An 18998-nucleotide genomic window follows, 5' to 3' on the forward strand; every position below is an offset into this window, starting at 1 on the left:
CGCTGGCACAGGAGCGGGCCGGGGGGCCGCGACCGGGCCGGGGACTGAGCTCCGGCCGCGCACACCGCCCCCGCGGACCGCAGGGGGAGAACACCGTCATGGAACCGATCGACTACCTCGTCGCCGTGTGGCGCCATCGTTTCGTCATCATCGTGCTGACCGTCCTCGGCCTGGGCGCGGGGCTGCTCGTGGCCAACAACACCACGGCCACCTACCAGGCCGGGAGCTCGGTCCTGCTGACGCCGAGCCCGGGCGTGGCCAACAACGAGCTGGGCGAGGTCGGCAACTACATGAACTACCAGATCCACTCCTACGCGGAGCTCGCCAGCAGCCGCGTGGTCCTGGACCCGGCCGTCAGGGATGCCGACCTCCCGTACGGCGCGGACGTGCTCGCCGAGCAGATCAGCGCCCAGGTGCCGGTCAACACCTCGGTGATCAACATCAGCGTCACCGACACCGATCCGGCCCGCGCCGCACGGGTGGCCAACGCCGTGGCCGAGAACCTCGTGACCGCGGTGGAGGACGCCGCTCCCGAGCCCAGCGAGGGCGCGCCCTCGCTCGAGCTGCGGACCGTGGCCGAGGCGTCCACTCCGCAGGTCCCGGTCTCGCCCCGGGTGCCCCTGTACCTGGCGGGCGGCGCCGCCCTCGGCTTCTTCCTCGGTGCCCTCTTCGGCCTGGCCCGTTTCGCGCTGCTGCGCTCGCGGCGGCTCGCCGAGGCGTCCTCGAGCACGTCCGGCTCCCCCCGGAGGGCCGTTCCGGCGGCGGACGCCACCCGCGGCGCGGACCGGGAGATGGAAGCGGACCGGGAGATGGAAGCGGTCCACTCGTGATCGCGGTCCTGTCCTCGTTCCCGGAGCCGAGGCCCACCACCAACCCGTACATCGTCCAGCTCGCCCGGGCCCTGCGGGACGCGGACGGCCTCGACTTCGCCACGTTCTCCTGGCGCACCGCCCTGCTCGGCCGGGTGGACGTCTTCCACGCGCACTGGCCCGAGATCCTGGTCGGGGGCCGCCCGGGACCGAAGAAGGCCGTACGCCAGGTGCTGTTCGGTCTCATGGTCCTGCGCTTCCGCCTGCAGGGCACCGTGATCGTGCGGACCGTGCACAACCTGCACCTGCCGCAGGGCATCTCGCCGGTCGAACGGTTCCTGCTCACCTGGTTCGACCGGTGGACCGCCCACCGCGTGGTGCTCAACGAGAGCACCCGGCTGCCGGCGGACCAGCCGTGCAGCACGGTGCTGCACGGGCACTACCGGGACTGGTTCGCCGGACTGCCCCGGCGGGAGGCCGTTGCCGGGCGCCTGGCCTTCGTGGGCATGGTCCGCCGGTACAAGGGCACCGAGACCCTGGTCGAGGCGTTCCGGGCGCTGGCCGATCCCGAGCTGTCCCTGCGGATCTCCGGATCTCCGTCCACCGACGAGCTCGCGGCCGAGCTGCGGGCGCTGGCCGGGGACGACCCCCGGATCGGCTTCCGCTTCGCCTACGTCGACGACGCCGAGCTGGTCGCGGCCGTGACCGAGGCCGAGCTCGTGGTGCTCCCCTACCGGCACATGCACAACTCGGGCGGCGTGCTGACCGCGCTGTCCCTCGACCGTCCCGTGCTCGTGCCGGACAACGAGGTCAACCGCAGGCTCTCCGAGGAGGTCGGCCCCGGCTGGGTGCACCTGTTCCAGGACGAGCTGGAGGCCGAGGACCTGCTCCGCGCCCTGGACGCCGTGCGGAGCGCCCGGTCCGCACGGCCCCGGCCCCGACTGGACCGGCGGGAGTGGTGGGCGGCCGGTCCGGAGCACGCGGCGGCGTACCGGCGGGCCCTCGACACCGGCCGACGGCGGCCGCCGCAACCGGCTGTGCGTCCGCGGGACTCGGCCCGGAGCCTGCGATGAGCGCGGCCGGCACCGTGGTCCTGGAGGCCCAGCCCGCCTCCGCGCCGGGCGCTGTCCGCGCGGCGGGCCGCACCGCGGCCCGCGCGTCCCGGCGCCGCCGCCCGCGGCTGACTGCACCGCGACGCCGGGAGTACTGGAACCTGGTGCTGCTGTGGCTGGTGTTCGCCGTGGCCGCGGTGACGGTGGTCAACACGGGGATGCGGATCGAGGTGGGGGCAGGGGTCACCACCGGCTGCGTCCTGGCCCTGGCCCTGCTGCCGCTGTGGCTCTCGACCGCCCTGCGCTACCGGCACTATCCCGCCCTGCTGGGGCTCACGGCGGTGTCGGTCGCCTCCGGGCTCTGGCTGACCGCGGCCAGTGCCACGGCCTACGAGGTGTCCTGGTCGCTCGCGATCCAGAACTCTGCCCTGCTCGCGGGCACGGTGCTGACCGCCGGCGTCGTCCTGTGGGTGCGGCCCGTGCTGAGCGAGTGGCAGATCGGCCTGCTGTTCGGCGCCGGCCTGCTGCTGGAGGCCACGACCATCCCCGGGCTGGACAATCCGTGGAAGTACCAGTGGGGCATGCCGCTCGCCGTGCTGGCCCTGGCCGGCGCGCAGGCGATGCGCAGCCGGCTGCTCGGGATCCTGGTGCTGCTGGGGTTCGTGGCGGCCTCGGCGTTCCTGGACTCCCGGTCCCTGACCGGGATGTTCCTGGTGGCCGCCATGATCCTGGTGCTGCAGGCCTTGCCGCTGCCCCGCCGTCTGCGCCACCTCGGCGCGGGGCGGGTGATCCTGCTGATGCTCGCCCTCGGCGCCTCGGCGTACGTCCTGTTCACGCGGCTGGCGCTGAGCGGCGCGCTCGGGCTCTCCACCCAGATGCGGACCCAGGAGCAGGAGCTGCGCGCCGGGTCCGTCCTGCTCGGCGGGCGCCCCGAGATGGGTGCCACGGCCGGGCTGTTCCTGCACCGGCCCGAGGGCTTCGGCGCGGGGACCGTCCTCAACCCCGAGGGGATCGCCGCGGCCCAGCAGGCGATGAGCCGGCTGAACTACGACCCCGACAACGGCTACGTGTACAACTACATGTTCGGCCGCAGCCTGGAGGTGCACTCCGGTGTGGGCGACCTCTGGGCCCTGTTCGGCCCGCCCGGGCTGCTCCTGGCCCTGGTGCTGATCTGGGCCCTGATCGACTCGCTGGCCCGCCGGTTCTCCACGAGCTCCCTGACGCCGGTGCAGGCCGCCACCCTGCTCTTCACGCTGTGGACCATGTTCTTCGGGCCGCTGTACACGGTGGCGCCGATCCTGGCGCTGTGCCTGGGGCTCATGCTCGTGCCCCGCGGCGACCCGAGATTCCTGGATCTGCGCCGGAGCGGGCTGCCCACGCCGGCGGCACCCGAGGACTCCCGGACATGAGCGTCATCGCCACCACGAAGCGGCAGCAGTACCGTGCGGTGGGCTCCACCGCCATGGCCAAGGTGCTCCTCATGGGCGTCTCGGGGATCGTCGGCATCTTCACCACGCGCCTGATCATCAGCAGCTTCGGCACGGACGCCTACGCGCAGTACGGCCTGCTGACCTCCCTCCGGGACCTGCTGCCCTTCGCCGACCTCGGGGTGGCCGCTGCCGCCATCTCGGTGATCGCGGCCTCCCGGAACCCGTCCGAGGACGATGTCGTCCGGCGCACCCTGCTCTCCGCGTTCCGCATCATCTTCATCTCCACCGCGACGATCTGTGCCGTCGCCGTGGCGCTGACCGTGTTCGGGCTGTGGCGTCCGCTGCTGGGCCACGCGATGAGCGAGCAGGCGGAGCTGCCGGCCATGGTCGCCATGGTCGTCTTCGCCGTGGGCCTGCCTCTTGCCGTGGGCACCCGGGTGCTGGTGGGTCTGGGGCGCACGACGCGGCAGATCGCGAACCAGTTCGTGGTGGCGCCCACCATGTTCCTGCTCGTGAGCCTGGCGGTGGCGCTGTCCGCGCCGGCCGGCAGCTGGCTGGCGGTCTTCTCCTACGGCGCCAACGCCCTGGCCGGTGCGCTGGGCCTGTGGCAGGCCGCACGGCTGCTCCGCCCGCAGCTGGGCCGGGTGGCGCGGCAGCTGCTGCAGCCCCGGCGGTTCCCCGGGCTGAAGATCATGGACGTGGCCGGGCCGATGCTCGTGCAGATGATCATGCTGCCGATCGCGCTGGCCACGGACCGGATCATGCTGTCCCACCTGGCCCCGGGTACGGAGCTGGTGCAGTACAGCCTGGGGTACCAGCTGTTCGGCATCATCCTGCAGACCGTGGCCGCCGCGGGGGTCGCCCTGTGGCCGGTGTTCGCGCGGAACCGCGCCACGGCGACCGTCCAGGCCCCGTGGTCGATGTCGGTCGCCTTCGTCGCCGGAGGTCTCCTCCTGGCCCTGGGGCTGTGCCTCGTCTCGCCCTGGGTGGTGGGCTTCGTCTCGGACGGGAAGGTCGAGCTGCCGCTGTCCCTGCTCGTGGCCTTCAGCGCCTACGTGGCGGTCGAGGCCGCCAAGTTCCCGCTGGGGATGTACATGACGGACGTGCGGGGCCTGCGCTTCCAGATCGCCCCGATCGTGGTCATGGTCCCCCTGAAGATCGGCCTGGCCCTCGTGCTCATCCCCGTGCTGGGCGCCGCAGGGACCGTGTGGAGCACCGTGGTGGCCATGGGGCTGTGCCAGGTGCTCGTCAACGCCTGGTGGATCCGCCGGGACGTGGAACACCGCCGCCGGCAGGCCCGGACCGGGAGCTGACGCCGCCGGGGCCGGCGTCCCGGTTCAACCGGTCGGCCCGTCCACAGGATCGGGTTCGGCCGACTCCTCGGCCAGGTAGGCGGTGTAGACCAGCAGCACGGTCATGGTGAGCAGCTTGGTGGTGATGCGCACGAGCGCCAGCGTGGCCCCCAGGACGCCGTCGAGCAGGTCGGGGCGCAGCACGCTGAGGCAGACGTAGCCGGCCGCCACGAGCCCCAGGGGCACCAGCACGGCCAGCAGCGTCCAGGACACGGACCGGGCGGCGCGGAGGCTGCGCCGGTGGGACAGGACCAGGCCCAGGCCGAGCAGGGACCCGAACAGCCCCCAGAACAGCAGCCCGCCGAGCTCCTGCGCGCCCATGGCGGTCAGACCGGGCAGCACCCGGTCGAGACCGAGCGACCGGCCCACGCGCTCGTGCAGCTCCAGGAAGTCGTCGGCCACCATGGCGAGGAAGGCGACGCCCCAGGCCGCCAGGACCCGGTGTCCTTGCGACCGGGCGGCCAGGACGAGCAGCAGGACCGCGGCCAGGCCGAGCTGGAGGTGGCCGAAGAGCTCCCCGAGGGAACCCTCCTGCCCCGCGCTCCACAGCGACCCCGCACGGAACCAGGGCATCCACTGCGCCTCGGGGTCCAGGGCCTCCCCGAGGTGGTGCAGGGCGTGGGCGACGAGCAGGAATCCGTCCAGGGCCAGCACGAGCACGCCGAGGACTGCCCACCACCCGGTGGTCGTCCCGGCGGTGCGGGTTCTCGGTGCGTACATGCGTCGGTCGTCCTGCCTGCCGGTCCGTGCGGCGGCGGTCGACGGACCGCGCCTGACGCTGGAGTGTAGAGCACCCGCCCGGGAGGCGGCCGGGCCGCCGCACGGTCCCGCGCTCGGCCCGCGGCCCGGGATCACCGCGCGTGGAACTTCTGCTGGGCCTCCAGGAGTCCCTTCTCGACGAGGTGCTCGACCGCGTCGGCGGCGTCGTCGAGCAGGAAGGGCAGCTCCTTGGCCTCGGTGGAGGAGAAGGGCTTGAGCACGAAGGAGGCGGCGTCCATCCGCCCGGGCGGGCGGCCCACGCCCACGCGCACCCGGTGGTAGTCCTTGGTGGACAGGGCCTTGGACATGTCCCGCAGGCCGTTGTGCCCGCCCTCTCCCCCGCCGATCTTCAGCTTGAGCGCGGCGAAGGGGATGTCGATCTCGTCGTGCACGGCGATCACCCGCTCGGGGGCGATGTCGTAGAACTTCGCCAGCCCGGCCACGGGCCCGCCGGAGGTGTTCATGTAGGTCATCGGCTTGGCCAGCACCACCCGCGGCCCGCCCGGGCGCAGCCGCGACTCGAGGACCTGGGCGCGGGCCTTGTGCACCTTGAAGGACCCGCCGAGCCGGGAGGCCAGCTCGTCGAGGACCATCTGCCCCACGTTGTGCCGGGTGCGGGCGTACTCGGGGCCGGGATTGCCCAGGCCCACCACCAGCCATGCGTCGGACATCGATGCCTCCAGAAGGTTCAGGTCGGGAAGTGCGGGTCAGGCCGCCGGAACTGGCGGTGTCGGTGCGGTCACGCGAAGTGCCGTCATGCGAAGTGCGGGGCGGCCCGCGGGCCGCCCCGCACTCACGGGATCACGAGGACCGGTCGAGCGGTGGCGCTCAGGCCTCGTTCTCGGGGACGACGTCGCCCTCGGGGGCCTCGGCGGCCTCGTCGGCGGCCTCTGCGCCCTCGGCCGGGGACTCACCGAGGTCGGCGGCCTGCGGGGCGGCGACGTTGATGACCAGCAGCTCGGGGTCGGAGACCATGCTCACGCCCTCGGGCAGGCGGACGTCGGCGGCGTAGACGTGGTCGCCCACGCCGTGGCCGTCGAGGTTGATGGTCACGTACTCGGGCATCTGCAGGGCCTCGGCCTCGACCGTGAGGGTGTTCTCCTCCACGTTGTGCACGGCGTCGGCCTCGACCTCGCCGATCACGTGCACGGGGATCTCGGCCTCGACCTTCTCGCCGCGGCGCACGGCCAGCAGGTCCACGTGCAGGATCTCCGGGCGGGTGGCGTGACGCTGGACGTCCTTGACCATGACCAGCTCGGTGCCGCCGTCGAGCTGCAGCTCCAGCACGGCGTTGCGGTTGCGCACGGCCAGCATGGTGATGTGGCCGGGGATGACCACGTGCTTCGGCTCGGCACCGTGGCCGTAGACGACCGCGGGGATCTGGTCGTTGGCGCGGATCCGGCGGGCGTAGCCCTTGCCGAAGTCGCTGCGGGTCTCGGCGGGGATGCGGATGGTGTCAACCATGGGAACTCCTCGGAATCGGGTCTGTCGTCTCAATGGCCAGGCGATACCGGCCGCAGACCCTCCCCGGCGTCTCGGACGCCGCACGGCACGTCCGTCAGGACGTCACCGCACAAGTGGGGACGGGAACGTTCAACCAGCCGTCGTCGATCACGGGACCTCGAAGGATCCCCTCGCCTTGGCAACCGCACAAGGGTAGCACGGTGGCCGCAGGAGCCCTGTCCGTCGCGGATTCTGCCTGGCAGAACGGGAAAAGGACGTTATCGGCGCGACGACGCCGCCGCCCACCCCGGCCGTCAGACCCCCTGTGCGGGCGGCCTGATCCTGTCCCCCAGCCGGCGGGCACCGAGCCGCGGACACTCCCCCAGCGACCCGTCACCACCCGGACACCCTGTGTTCTCATCGATGTGCACTTGTAAACTCATCGACAGGGGGCCGGAACCACGCCGGGGGGCGTAGGGGAGCGTTCCGGCCCCACACACTCGGGGGGAGTGAGTTGCATGCTCAAGAGGAACATGTCCGTACGACCCGCCGCCTGGCGGGACACCCACATCAGGAGCCTGCGTCACGTGGACGCGGCCGCCCTGGCCACCACGCTCGTCCTGACGCAGCTCGCGCGCTTCGGCTTCGAGCACGCGGACCTTCCGGTCGCCGGGCTCACGGTGCCGTACTGGCTGGTCGGCGCCGCGCTCGGTGTCACGTGGTGGGCCTGGCTCGGGCTGCGCGGCGCCCGCGACGTCCGGCTGATCGGCTACTCGGTCGACGAGAACCGGCAGGTCGTCACCGCCACCCTGGTGCTCTTCGGCGCCATGGCGATCCTCTCCTACGTGTTCAACGTGCCGATGGCCCGCAGCTACGTGGTCCTCGCCCTGCCGCTGGGCATCCTGCTGCTGCTGGCCGGACGCGGCCTGGTCCGGCACGGGCTGACGCGCCGGCGGCTGATCGGACAGGCGATGGCCCGCACCCTGGTGGTGGGCCGCGTGCCGGGGGTCGTGGAGATGCTCAAGACGCTGCAGGAGCACCCGGCCGCGGGCCTGGACCCGGTGGCGGTCTACGCCCCGTCGTCGGGCACGGCCCTCCCCCGGCACCTGGCCCGGGTGCGGATGCCGCAGAACATGCTGCCCGCCGGCGAGCGCCCCTCCGTGGAGGGGATCGTGGCCGCGTGCCGGGAGCACCGGATCGAGACCCTGGTGATGGCCGCGTCCGCGCCGCTGAGCTCGGAGGAGGTGCGGCACCTGTCCTGGCACCTGGCCGACGCGCACATCCGCCTGGTCCTGGACACCGGGCTCACGGACGTCGCCGGGCCGCGGATCCACACCCAGCAGCTGGCGGGGCTGCCGCTGATCCACGTCTCCACCCCGCGGCTGAGCCGGTCCCGGCGGATGCTCAAGCGCCTGGTGGACGTGGTGGGGGCGGCCGCCGCGCTGGTGCTGCTCTCCCCCGTGCTGCTCGTGCTGGCGCTGATCGTCAAGGCGCACGACGGCGGGCCCGTGCTCTTCGCCCAGGAGCGCACCGGCCGGGACGGCACCACGTTCAGGATGCTGAAGTTCCGCTCCATGTACCCGGACGCCGAGGAGCGCAAGGCCGAGCTGCTGGCCGCCAACGACGCCAAGGGCGGGGTGCTGTTCTTCATGGAGAACGACCCTCGGGTGACCGGACCGGGGCGGTGGATGCGCCAGTACAGCCTGGACGAGCTGCCCCAGTTCCTCAACGTGCTGCGCGGGGAGATGTCCCTGGTCGGACCGCGCCCGCCGCTGCCGAGCGAGGTCGCCCAGTACGAGGACTACGTGCACCGCCGGCTGCGGGTCAAGCCCGGGATCACCGGGCTGTGGCAGGTCTCCGGGCGGGACGACCTGGAGTGGGAGCAGGCCGTGCGCCTGGACCTCTACTACGTGGAGAACTGGTCCCCGGTCCAGGACTTCGTGATCCTGCTGCGCACGGTCAAGACCGTGGTCGCCAAGGAGGGGGCGCACTGACGGAACGGCTCAAGGCCGGTGCGGCCCCGGCCGGCAACGGCGCCCGCCCAGATCTCAAGGGCGCTCAGTCCTGTTGTTGACGAAGTGCGCAGAGCCTTGGGTCCTGTCACGGCCGGACCCTTGGACATCGCGACTGTGGCTCTCCTGGATGTACGGCCTGCCGTCGTCCACCTTCGTCAGCTCGCTGGCCTGATACGACCCGGAGTCGCCGTATCTGGCGTTGTACTTGAAGGTGTAGTTGTCGCTGGGCGTGTCACCGTAGCGAATCACCTCGTGGGATTCCGACGTCTTGCTGACGGTGGCGCGCTGAGTGTCGCCCCGGTCGCTGCCGTCGCCTCCTTGACCCGCTGTGGCCGGCGAGACGACCCCTATTCCCAGCAGAATGCAAGTTCCCAGCGACAGTGCAGCGAACGCGCGCGCATTCCGGTCCATGTTTCCCCCATACAAGATCGATCGGACAGTAACGGCCATTACCCACGGGGCAGTTCCACCCAGAACGGGACCGGTTTCACCGGGCCGGCGGCCGTTGGCGGCTAAGAACACGCCATGGTGCTCGACCTTAGAAGCGAGGCGGAATACATCTCCATCGAACGGCTCAGGTGAGACCGGAGTGTTATTTCGGTGGGACCGGGACCTTAACGTTGCATCGGCGAATCACTGGTACCGGCGCTTCAGTTCGAAGCCGCGGCCCTGTGGTTCGGACGGGCGCTTCCACGACGGCCGGAGAGCACGGCCGGCTCGGTGCTCAAGCGCCGGATGCGCCGATGGGATCAGTGCTGCGGTCGGCGTTGGGTCGACCGTTTTCCCCTCCCGGATGGGCGGCAGGCGCAGGCGTTAGCGGCAGGGTCAGGGTGAAGATGGTGCCCTCCCCCAGGGAGCTGTGGCAGGTCAGGGTCCCGCCGTGCTGCTCCACGATGGCCTTGCACAGGGCCAGCCCCACGCCCAGTCCCGGGGTGGTGCTCATCCGGGCGGTGCGGCTGCGGTAGAACTTCTCGAACACCTTCCCCATGTCCTCGGGGGACATCCCGTGACCGTGGTCGATCACCTGCACCTGGGCCCTGTCGGCCGTGTGAGTGCCGACCACGAACACGGCGCTGTCCGGCGGGGAGTACTTCACGGCGTTGGAGACCAGGTTGTCCAGCACCTGGCCGATGCGCACCGGGTCGCAGTCCAGCACCAGGGACTCCGGCGCCCAGCTCTTCACGCTGACCCCGGCGCGGGCGGCGTGCGGCTGGGCCGCGGCGACGGACTGCTCGAGCAGCCCCACCAGGTCCACCGGGACCCGGTGCAGGTCGGCGGCGTCCCGGTGGGCGCTGAGCAGGTCCTCCACCAGGCTCAGCAGCTGGTCGGCGTTGCGCTCGATCACCTCCAGCCCGTTGTGCGCGGAGCTCGGCAGGCGCTCGTCCATGGCCAGCAGCTCGGTGTAGCCGCGGATGGAGGTCAGCGGGGTGCGCAGCTCGTGGGAGATCCCGGCCACGAAGTCGTCCTTGGCCTGCAGGGCGTCCACGAGCTCGGTGACGTCGCTGAAGGACAGCACCGATCCTTCGGCCCGCCCGTGCTCGTCCCGCATGACCCGAGCCGTCACGGACAGCACCTGCTGGCCCGGGGGCGCCCCGACGCGGACCAGGGTCGCGGAGAAGGACTCCCCGGCCACCGCCCGGGCGATCGGGGTGGCCGCGGGCGGCAGCGGGGCACCGGCCCCGTCGTACAGATCCAGGCGGGGGGAGGTCGCCGCCGGCGCCAGCCGCTGCTGGGCGTGGTCGTGGAGGCGCCTGTTGTTGGTGAGCAGGGGCCGTCCGGTCTCGTCCAGGGCGAGCACCCCGACCTCCACGGAGTCCAGCACGGTGCTCAGCAGCCGTTCCCGGCGGTCGCCGGCGGCCAGCAGCCGGCGCAGCTGCGCGTCCTTGGCCTCGGCGCTGTTGACCAGCACCTGCGCCATGGTGCCGATGGCCAGGATCATCAGCGGGATCAGCAGCGGAGCGGTCAGGGCCGAGAGGACCACCGGCCCGGGGCGCAGCAGCTCCGGCGCCCACAGCATGGCCGTGGTCAGCAGCGCCCCGAGCGCGGCGGCGGACCGGGGCAGCTGCGCGGAGGCGACCAGCCACAGCACCGGGATCGCGGCGAGGAACGGCACCCCGAGCACGTTGGGGAACAGGCCCTCGAACAGGAGCCCGATCGGCACGAAGTCCAGCACCGGGATGGCCAGGTAGGACCGTTCGGGCAGCCGGTCCCACGGCACCAGGGCGCATGCCAGGGTCAGCACGGCGGTGAGAGCTCCGCCCCAGAGCACCAGCGGGTCCGCCAGCCAGGGTGCCCGGACGACGGCCAGGACCAGCAGGAGCAGGGCCGTGGTGACGGCCTGCGGCATTTGGCTGACCACCACCCGGCCGCGCAGCGACAGCTCGTGGAACTGTTTGGGGACCAGGGAACGAGGAGCGAGGAGGGCGTCCACGGCAGGGCTCTTCCGACGACGGGGCGCCACCCGGGGGGCTGAGTGGCACCTGCAAACACTAGCGCGTCGGGCCGGCGGCCGACCGCTCAGGCAGCCGGGAACAGGGGCGCGCCGGGCTCCTCGGGCTCGCGCAGCTCGGCCCGCGCCACGGCGTACTCGGCCACCACGGGCAGCAGGTCCACGCCGTGGAAGCCCGTGATCCGCCCGTGGCGCAGCTCCGCCTCGTGCTCGGTGTCCAGCAGGCAGGACGGGACCAGCTCCACCGGGACCCGGTAGTCCGTCCACCGGTAGGTGTGCCCGGGCCGGCGGCGGCCCGCGGTCAGGGACTCCAGCACCACCGGCAGGCCGGGGTCGTGGCCGGCCGGCAGCTGGTAGGAGAACAGCCGGGCCCACTCCACCGCCCCGGCGGGAGTCTCGGCAGTGAGGATGCTGAGGGTCACGGTCATCGTGAGGGGTCCTTCCGGGACGCTGCGTGGACCGGCGGAACAGCCGCCCACCTCCAGCCTCCGTGAGCCGCGTAACAGGGGCGTGTCCCCCACCTGCCAGCTTCCCGTGCCTTCCGCACTCCACCGCCCCTGACTACGGTGAGGCAGAAGCACCACGGGAAAGGACCGGGAAAGGACCCTTTATGGCCGACTATCCGCACCTGCAGACCACCGTCCTGGACGCCACGGACGTCCGGGGCCTGGCCGAGTTCTACCGGCAGCTGCTGGGTCTGCAGTACCGGCCCGGTGACGAGCCCCCGGCGGACGGCGCCGCCGACGAGCTCGAGTGGCTGGTGCTCACCGACGCGCGCGGAGGGCGCAAGCTGGCCTTCCAGGCGGTCCCGGCGCTGCCGCGGGTGACGTGGCCCGATGCCTCCGGCGTCGCCCAGCAGCTGCACCTGGACCTGACCGTCCCGGACAGAGAGTCGCTGGAAGCCCAGCGGGAGCGCGCCCTGGAGCTGGGCGCCGAGCAGCTGCTCGACCGCGCGGATGACCCCGACGAACCGCTCTACGTGTTCGCCGATCCGGCCGGGCACCCGTTCTGCCTCTTCGTGGCCTAGGACCCCGCCGAGCCCGGGCCCGCCGACGGCCGTGCCTGGACCGCCTGACCGGCGAGCACGAACAGCGCCAGGAGCAGGACCATCCCGGCGTAGCCCACCGCCGTGGGCACCAGGCCGATCCGTTCGGCCAGCGCACCGGCGGCGACCGCGGGGATGCTGTTGGCCAGGTAGCTCACCACGTAGATCGCCGAGAGCAGCCCCGCCCGCTGGTGCGGGGCGGCCTGGGGCAGCAGCGTGCGCAGCACGCCGAGGAAGCCGGCGCCGAAACCCACCCCGGCCACCACGGTCGCGGCGAAGTACAGCCCCACGGACCCGGTGAGCAGGCCGGCCACGGTGGCGGCCATGCCCACTACCAGGGTGCTCATGCCGAACACCAGGACACGGGCGGCCCGGACCGGCCCGAGCAGCAGCGTGGTCAGCCCGCCGGTGCCGGTCAGTGCCGCCACGAGCAGGCCGGTGAGGACCACGGAGTCCTCCCCGGTCATCGAGCGGACCACGCTGGGCCCCAGGGACAGAACCAGTCCGCCCAGGGACCAGGTGGCCGCCGCGGCCGGCAGCACCCACAGCGCGGAGCGCCGCACCGCCGGTGGGAACTGGACGCGCGGCCGCAGCGAGGCCAGGATCCCGGGCGTCCGCTCGACGGTCTCGGGGCCCAGCGCCGTGGCAACCACCTGCAGCACGAGCACGGCCAGCAGCACCACGTAGATCGAGTGCACCGCACCGGGCGCCGCGGCGACGATCAGGCTGGAGGCCACCGCCCCGGCAGCCAGGCCGAGCGTGGGCCCCGCCCCGTTGAGCACCGTGCCCAGCCCCGGACGGGCAGGCGGTTCCAGCTCGATGAGATAGGTGCCCAGCGCGCCCATCGCGGCACCCGTGGCCACGCCCTGCACCAGGCGCGCCGCCACGAGGGCCGCCTCGCTGCCGGCCAGGTCGAACACCAGCATGGAGACGATCTCCAGCCCCAGGCAGGCGAGCACCACCGGACGGCGGCCCAGGTGGTCGGACAGCGAGCCCACCGTGAGCAGGGCGGTGAGCAGGGCGAGGACGTAGGCGGCGAAGACCACCGTGATCACCACCGGCGGGAAGCCCCACAGCTCCTGGTACAGCGGGTACAGCGGACTCGGCGCGCTGGAGGCGGCCATCAGCACCACCAGCACGGACGCCTGCACCCAGAAGGCGACAGGGGCGGGCAGACCTCGACGACGACGCGACGGGACAGCGGACACGGACGGCATGCAGGCCTTTCACGGCAGAGGAGTGGCGCGGGAAGCGCGAGCGCGCCAAGAGATTGCGAGGAGGTCAGGATAGTCCCACCGGGCGCACGTCCCTGTAGGCCGTGGCCCCGAGAGGGCCCGAGCGAGCCCGTCTGGACGAACGTCTATGCCGGATCACTTCCCGCATAGGGACCAGACCCTGACAATAGACTTTTGTCCGGTCTCGAGGCGACCATGTGGGGACAGAAACCGCCTCCCACATGCATAGTCATCCGGATACGCTCGTACACACCCACCCGCTCCGTATCCCCCTCGACGGACAAGCGAGAATCCGATGACCCTCACCCCCCTGTTCACCGACGCCCAGCGCTACCTGCGCTCCGGCTCCCCCGCCGGCCTCACCGTCACCCGGTTCGAGATCGTCGACGACGTCGCCGAGCTCACCGTCGCCTTCACCCCGGAGGCTTTGGAGCGCGTGCTGCGCTCGCAGCTCGAGGCCGTGGGGACCCCCGCCGACTGGGACTGCCCCCAGGCCTGCACCGAGGCCGGCTCCCCCACGTGGGCCTACGCCCTGGAGCTGTCCCGGGTGTTCAACGAGTACTACTTCAGCCACGTGCTGCTGGAGCGCCACGAGGCCGGCTTCGAGGCCCTCCTCGCCGCCCACGGGCACGAGGGCACCCCCGTGGTCGCCAAGCCGGACTACACCGCGGCCTCCCTGCTGCCGGTGCTGCGCCGCCTGAAGGCCGAGCACCTGAGCCGCTCAGGAGACCGCTGGGCGGCGCGCGCCGCCTGAGCTGACAACCTCTGGCGTCCCCCCGTTGGGGGACGACGAACGGCCCCCGCGCTGTCGGGGGCCGTCCCCCTGCCTGACGACGTAACACCCGTCACCACAAGGAGCGACGCCGTTCCGCGCGTTCCCGGCAGGGGTCGATGCAAAAGCACACACGGTTCGTCATAGAGGCCTATTCATCCATTTGCGCCCCTAAACTGGGGGACAAGTGCAATGCAGCGCGCGGTCCACCGTCGCTCCCCGGGCCGGGAGTCGACTTCCCCGGGTGGCCGCGCGCTTTTTCGGGGAGGGAGCACCAGCATGCTCAAGGTCAACCAGATCAACCAGGCGGACGTCGCCCAGCGCCCGCAGCCGGAGACAGCCCGTCAGACGCCATCAGGCCGTGACTGGCGCCGCCAGTACGTCCTGCGCATGCGGTGGTCGGACGCCCTGGCGCTCCTCGTGGCCATGGTCGGCACTCAGCTGGTCCGCTTCCAGCTGGAGAACGCCGGACTCCACCTCGGTGGCGACTTCTCCGTCCCCTACTGGACCGTGGGCATCGTGCTCGCCATCACTTGGTGGGTCCATCTCGAACTGCGAGGTGCCCGCGACGTCCGGCTCATCGGCCACGGACTCGAGGAGACCCGGCAGGTGGTCAACTCCACCCTCGTCCTCTTCAGCGCGGTGGCTATCGTCTCCTTCGCCTTCAACATCCCCACCGCCCGCAGCTACGTCCTGATCGCCCTCCCCGCCGGCATCGGCCTTCTCGTCCTCGGACGCTTCATCGTGCGGGACCGCCTCATCAAGGAGCGCTACCGCGGCGAATCCGTCTCCCGCACCCTCGTGGTCGGCCGCATCGCCAGCGTGACGGAGCTGGTCCAGTCCCTGCGGAAGTCTCCTGCCAGCGGCTTCGACACCACCGCCGTGTACACCCCCTCGACCCTCAAGCCCCTTCCGCCCGAGCTTCAGCGGGTGCAGCTGCCTCCGAACGCCCTTGCCCGCGGTGAGCGTCCCACGGTGGAGGGCATCATCGACGCCTGCCACCAGCACGGCATCCAGACCGTGGTGTTGTCCTCCAACGTGCCGCTCAGCACGCGGGAGATCCGCGAGCTCAGCTGGCTGCTCACGGACGAGCGCATCCGCCTGGTCATGGACACCGGCCTCACCGACATCGCCGGCCCCCGCATCCACATGCAGCAGGTGGCCGGCCTGCCGCTGATCCACGTGGCCACCCCGCGGATGAGCCGTGGCGCCGCCCTGGTGAAACGCACCATGGACGTCCTCGGCTCCGCCGCCGCCCTGACGCTGCTTTCCCCTGTTCTCGCCGTGCTCGCCCTCATTATCAAGAAGCACGACGGCGGACCGGTCTTCTACGCGCACGAGCGCATCGGCGTGGACGGCAAGCGCTTCAAGGTGCTGAAGTTCCGCACCATGCGCACGGACGCCGCTGAGATGCTCCCCAAGCTGCTCGCCGAGTCCGGCGGCAAGGCCCTGCTCTTCAAGGTGAAGAACGACCCCCGGATCACCAAGCCGGGCCACTGGCTGCGCCGCTTCAGCCTCGACGAGCTCCCCCAATTTATCAACGTCCTCAAGGGCGATATGTCCATGGTGGGCCCCCGCCCCCAGATCCAGGCCGAGGTGGACGAGTACGACAAGTACATGCACCGCCGCCTGCGCGTGAAGCCGGGCATCACCGGTCTGTGGCAGGTCTCCGGCCGGAACGACCTCGACGTGGAGCAGTCAGTCCGCCTGGACCTGTACTACGTGGAGAACTGGTCGCCGTTGCTGGACACGCTGATCCTCGTTCGGACTTTCAAGGCGGTTGTGGCTAAAGACGGAGCCTACTGACTTAAACATGCTCACCGAGGAGGCACCCATCTCAATCGGCAGAGGTTGTGGAACGTTCTCGCTTCAAAATCACTGGACTCAACTTCTCCTGACATGCAGGGGGCTCCGGCTGGGGCCGCGTACGATGAGCGCAGTCTCATGCCCTACTACCGAGGGAATTATCGTGCCATCAGTATGGAAACTTGGCGCAGCGACGCAAATGACGTCAAGTGGTTCTCGCGCACGGCCTACGCTTCAGCGGCCCTTTAAGGGGAAACAATCGCAGCCGTTTTTGTGGCTCAGCTCGGCAATGATCTCATTGAGTGCTTTTACGTCTTCTTGGACGGGCGTGGACGTGCGTGAAGTCACCGTCGTAGACATTGCCTTAACGCTTGCAATCATGTTCTCATTGTTATCCTGGGCGGTCGGTGGCCGCACCATGCACTTGCGCTTGTGGATGCTTTTGCCTCCAATTGGGTCCATTCTAATTGTGGCTATTGGCGTACTTTTTAGACAAGACACGAATGTTGGACTCGATTACATCCTGCGAATTTTTTTCGGGACAACACTGATTGCAATCCTAATCAATTCTGAAGGAGCGACACGCGGTGCATCCGGGCTGATGCGACTACTACACTGGTGGGCATTTGGCATTGTAGTCAATGCCGTCATCGTCGCCCTGACCGATACCGGTACGATCAACACCAAAAATTTTGTGAATAACGAGACGGGGACGATGAGGGCAATAGGACTGGCCTTTCACCCCAATTCTTTGGCGTTTTCGCTTGCCATCGCCTTGCCTGTGTTAACTTGGCTGTGGTCCCGACCAGGCGGTGGACGTTTGGCGAAGTTCATATGGTTAGGCGGCTTCCTTGTCTGTATGAATGCATTGTATTTAGCGGACTCCAGAGCGGGACTCCTAGTGGGTGCCAGCGCAGGTTTGGTCGGCATTTTCATTGCCATTCGCAGTACGTGGGCACGTCTGCTGTCCCTGCCTTTGGCCTTCTTTGCCGGTGTGGCATTGCTTCACTATGTACCCCCCTTGCTCGCGACAACCCGCTTCGCCAACCGATCTAGCGCGGCCAGCGACAGTCTACGTATCCAATACAACACTGCGGCTTTAGACGCCTTCGCCACGCATCCTGTGTTCGGTAGTGGGTTTGGATCTATGACCGGCGTGGCAATCCCCCTGCAATTATTGTCCAGCGGTGGTTTTGTCCTGCTTATGTTGTACACAGCATTCATCGCAGCGCCTACTTTGCAGTTTTTCAGCAAGACGCGGAGTGCCTTATCTAACTACGGACTTCTTGTGGTAGGGACTATTATTGGATTTGGTCTTTTAAACTCGGCGCTCACCGAACGGGTTACCTACTGGGCGCCCCTTATTATCGCCTCCATTATCAAGATTAATAACAGGGTTACCATCGACACCCCTCGGGCTGCCGAGCACTGTGTGGGCCGACCGAATCAAACATCACAAATCGATGTGCCAACGTTGCACGGAACTCCATTTCCTCTGCGAGGAGGAACTTTGTCAGGAAGTTCGACTGGTCTCGAAATGAACCCTAACCGACAATAAGCATGGCTCGAACTGGCGCCCCGGCACAAAGGGCCTGGACGAGCGTATCGAAGACCGCCCGGTCCGGATCCGTAGCCGGCGGCAACCCAGCGGACGATTGTCGGTTGGTGGCGGCATCAGCGCGTGGAACTGACCTCAGGTGGGCTCGAGAATGCACGATGGGACAGCAGGCACCAATGCTCCTGGCAGACAAGTTGATTTGCAGAAAATCCGTATCTACTAGGCCTCGCGTCTGTCCTCATCTCAGCGTGCTACCCCGCCTACCTCCGGAACCTATAAGCTCCCAAGTATGAAGATATATAGTCATACCTGAGGTACTTAGCATTGACGCTCGGTTGGTTACCTATTTATCTACTTTTGTCACATACTGAAACGCTTATCCGAATTGCTAGGAGTATAATGGACAAGCATGCCAAGATTGCAGTGATTGTCGCCACCGTCAATCGAGTGGATCACTTATCAAATCTTATTGATAATCTTAGTGAACAGTCGGTCCGTCCGAGTAGAGTGATTGTTTCCGCGCCCACGACAGAAGATCTCAGCCAAAATATAGACACTTATGTTGGATGGATTGAAATTGTTATTGGTGCCAAGGGCGCATCCGCTCAACGAAATGCCGCACTCGAGAAAGTTGATATGTCTTTTGATTATGTCTTTTTTTTCGACGATGACACAACCTCGTTCGGATTATATTGAAACAGCCATATCTGCATTAGATTCAAATCCGGAAGCGGTCGGCGTTACAGGTTCACTTATTCTCGACGGTGCCTCCCGAGGGTATCCGGTGTCTTTTGGCGAGGCCCGGTCCGCCTTAAAGTCAAGCTGGCGTGAACATGCATCTTTGCAGGTCGTCGACGTGCCAAGTCTTTATGGCTGCAATTTTGCCGTACGTTACTCGGCGGCTGCCAGCTTGCTGTTCGATGATCAGCTACCCCTTTACTCATGGTTAGAAGACCTCGATTATTCCCGGCGTCTGGCTCACCGCGGACGACTCGTGCGTTGCGACCAATGCGTGGCGGTTCATCATGGATCTGCTTCAGGCGGTAGGACACAACACGTACGGTTCGGCTATTCGCAAATCACCAATCCCGTTCACCTTTGGAAAAAAGGTTCCATAAGCCCCGTGCACACTGGGATTTTGATTTTCAAGCCCTTTACGGGCTCTTCGGTCATTGAGTGGGGATCAGGGGATGAGCCCGCCGGCCGCCAGGAGCATACGGAGCCGGTAGTTGTCCCGGTTGCGGTAACCGCGGGCCAGGCGGCGATGGAGCTC

General features: G+C 68.8%; 17 protein-coding genes. 10 read left to right on the forward strand and 7 right to left on the reverse strand.

The window, feature by feature from the left end; translation table 11 throughout:
- Positions 1 to 98: 98 nt before the first annotated feature.
- The 4 genes from PU704_RS09080 to PU704_RS09095 are packed head-to-tail and all read left to right on the forward strand — an operon-like array spanning position 99 to position 4604.
- Positions 99 to 830: a YveK family protein gene (locus PU704_RS09080; RefSeq protein ID WP_277551071.1), complete on the forward strand. Its 732-nt coding sequence runs from the start codon at positions 99 to 101 to the stop codon at positions 828 to 830.
- Positions 827 to 1882, forward strand: a complete 1056-nt coding sequence (locus PU704_RS09085) for a glycosyltransferase (protein WP_277551072.1) — start codon at positions 827 to 829, stop codon at positions 1880 to 1882. The genes PU704_RS09080 and PU704_RS09085 overlap by 4 nt, the downstream gene beginning before the upstream one ends.
- The gene (locus tag PU704_RS09090) at positions 1879 to 3270 is read left to right on the forward strand and encodes a hypothetical protein (RefSeq protein ID WP_277551073.1); all 1392 of its coding nucleotides are present in this window, start codon (positions 1879 to 1881) and stop codon (positions 3268 to 3270) included. The genes PU704_RS09085 and PU704_RS09090 overlap by 4 nt, the downstream gene beginning before the upstream one ends.
- On the forward strand, positions 3267 to 4604 hold the full coding sequence (locus PU704_RS09095; protein ID WP_277551074.1) for a lipopolysaccharide biosynthesis protein: 1338 nt from the start codon (positions 3267 to 3269) through the stop codon (positions 4602 to 4604). The genes PU704_RS09090 and PU704_RS09095 overlap by 4 nt, the downstream gene beginning before the upstream one ends.
- A 24-nt stretch (positions 4605 to 4628) precedes the next feature.
- On the opposite strand, the gene PU704_RS09100 is transcribed toward PU704_RS09095, so the two are convergent.
- From PU704_RS09100 to PU704_RS09110, 3 genes are all read right to left on the reverse strand, one after another.
- Complete coding sequence (locus PU704_RS09100; RefSeq protein WP_277551075.1) at positions 4629 to 5363, reverse strand: hypothetical protein; 735 nt, start codon at positions 5361 to 5363, stop codon at positions 4629 to 4631.
- Positions 5364 to 5494: 131 nt separating this feature from the next.
- The gene (gene pth, locus PU704_RS09105) at positions 5495 to 6073 is read right to left on the reverse strand and encodes an aminoacyl-tRNA hydrolase (protein ID WP_075872339.1); all 579 of its coding nucleotides are present in this window, start codon (positions 6071 to 6073) and stop codon (positions 5495 to 5497) included.
- A gap of 157 nt (positions 6074 to 6230) precedes the next feature.
- Positions 6231 to 6866, reverse strand: a complete 636-nt coding sequence (locus PU704_RS09110) for a 50S ribosomal protein L25/general stress protein Ctc (RefSeq protein ID WP_075872338.1) — start codon at positions 6864 to 6866, stop codon at positions 6231 to 6233.
- Between the two features lie 512 nt (positions 6867 to 7378).
- On the opposite strand from PU704_RS09110, the gene PU704_RS09115 reads away from it, so the two are divergent.
- Entirely contained in the window at positions 7379 to 8839 is a 1461-nt protein-coding gene (locus PU704_RS09115; RefSeq protein WP_277551076.1) for a sugar transferase, read from the forward strand.
- A gap of 54 nt (positions 8840 to 8893) precedes the next feature.
- Here PU704_RS09115 and PU704_RS09120 read toward each other — a convergent pair whose 3' ends face one another.
- From PU704_RS09120 to PU704_RS09130, 3 genes are all read right to left on the reverse strand, one after another.
- Entirely contained in the window at positions 8894 to 9271 is a 378-nt protein-coding gene (locus PU704_RS09120; protein ID WP_277551077.1) for a hypothetical protein, read from the reverse strand.
- A 313-nt stretch (positions 9272 to 9584) separates the two neighbouring features.
- A complete protein-coding gene (locus PU704_RS09125) occupies positions 9585 to 11291 on the reverse strand; it encodes a sensor histidine kinase (RefSeq protein WP_277551078.1) in 1707 nt (568 codons plus the stop codon).
- Between the two features lie 86 nt (positions 11292 to 11377).
- Complete coding sequence (locus PU704_RS09130; protein WP_277551079.1) at positions 11378 to 11737, reverse strand: hypothetical protein; 360 nt, start codon at positions 11735 to 11737, stop codon at positions 11378 to 11380.
- A 182-nt stretch (positions 11738 to 11919) separates the two neighbouring features.
- On the opposite strand from PU704_RS09130, the gene PU704_RS09135 reads away from it, so the two are divergent.
- Positions 11920 to 12336 carry a VOC family protein gene (locus PU704_RS09135; RefSeq protein ID WP_277551080.1) on the forward strand — a complete coding sequence of 139 codons (417 nt, stop codon included), beginning with the start codon at positions 11920 to 11922 and terminating at the stop codon, positions 12334 to 12336.
- Here the strand turns inward: PU704_RS09135 and PU704_RS09140 are convergent.
- A complete protein-coding gene (locus PU704_RS09140) occupies positions 12333 to 13562 on the reverse strand; it encodes an MFS transporter (RefSeq protein ID WP_277551081.1) in 1230 nt (409 codons plus the stop codon). The genes PU704_RS09135 and PU704_RS09140 overlap by 4 nt on opposite strands.
- A gap of 322 nt (positions 13563 to 13884) precedes the next feature.
- On the opposite strand from PU704_RS09140, the gene PU704_RS09145 reads away from it, so the two are divergent.
- The 4 genes from PU704_RS09145 (at position 13885) to PU704_RS09160 (ending at position 18421) form a co-directional block, all read left to right on the forward strand.
- Positions 13885 to 14343, forward strand: a complete 459-nt coding sequence (locus PU704_RS09145) for a hypothetical protein (protein WP_277551082.1) — start codon at positions 13885 to 13887, stop codon at positions 14341 to 14343.
- A 297-nt stretch (positions 14344 to 14640) separates the two neighbouring features.
- Complete coding sequence (locus PU704_RS09150; protein WP_277551083.1) at positions 14641 to 16167, forward strand: sugar transferase; 1527 nt, start codon at positions 14641 to 14643, stop codon at positions 16165 to 16167.
- Positions 16168 to 16495: 328 nt separating this feature from the next.
- Positions 16496 to 17725: an O-antigen ligase family protein gene (locus PU704_RS09155; RefSeq protein ID WP_277551084.1), complete on the forward strand. Its 1230-nt coding sequence runs from the start codon at positions 16496 to 16498 to the stop codon at positions 17723 to 17725.
- 399 nt (positions 17726 to 18124) lie between these two features.
- Positions 18125 to 18421 carry a glycosyltransferase family 2 protein gene (locus tag PU704_RS09160; RefSeq protein WP_277551085.1) on the forward strand — a complete coding sequence of 99 codons (297 nt, stop codon included), beginning with the start codon at positions 18125 to 18127 and terminating at the stop codon, positions 18419 to 18421.
- Positions 18422 to 18998 lie beyond the last annotated feature (577 nt).

Origin of the sequence: Kocuria oceani (assembly GCF_029524215.1) — a bacterium.
Taxonomy (GTDB): Bacteria; Actinomycetota; Actinomycetes; order Actinomycetales; family Micrococcaceae; genus Kocuria; species Kocuria oceani.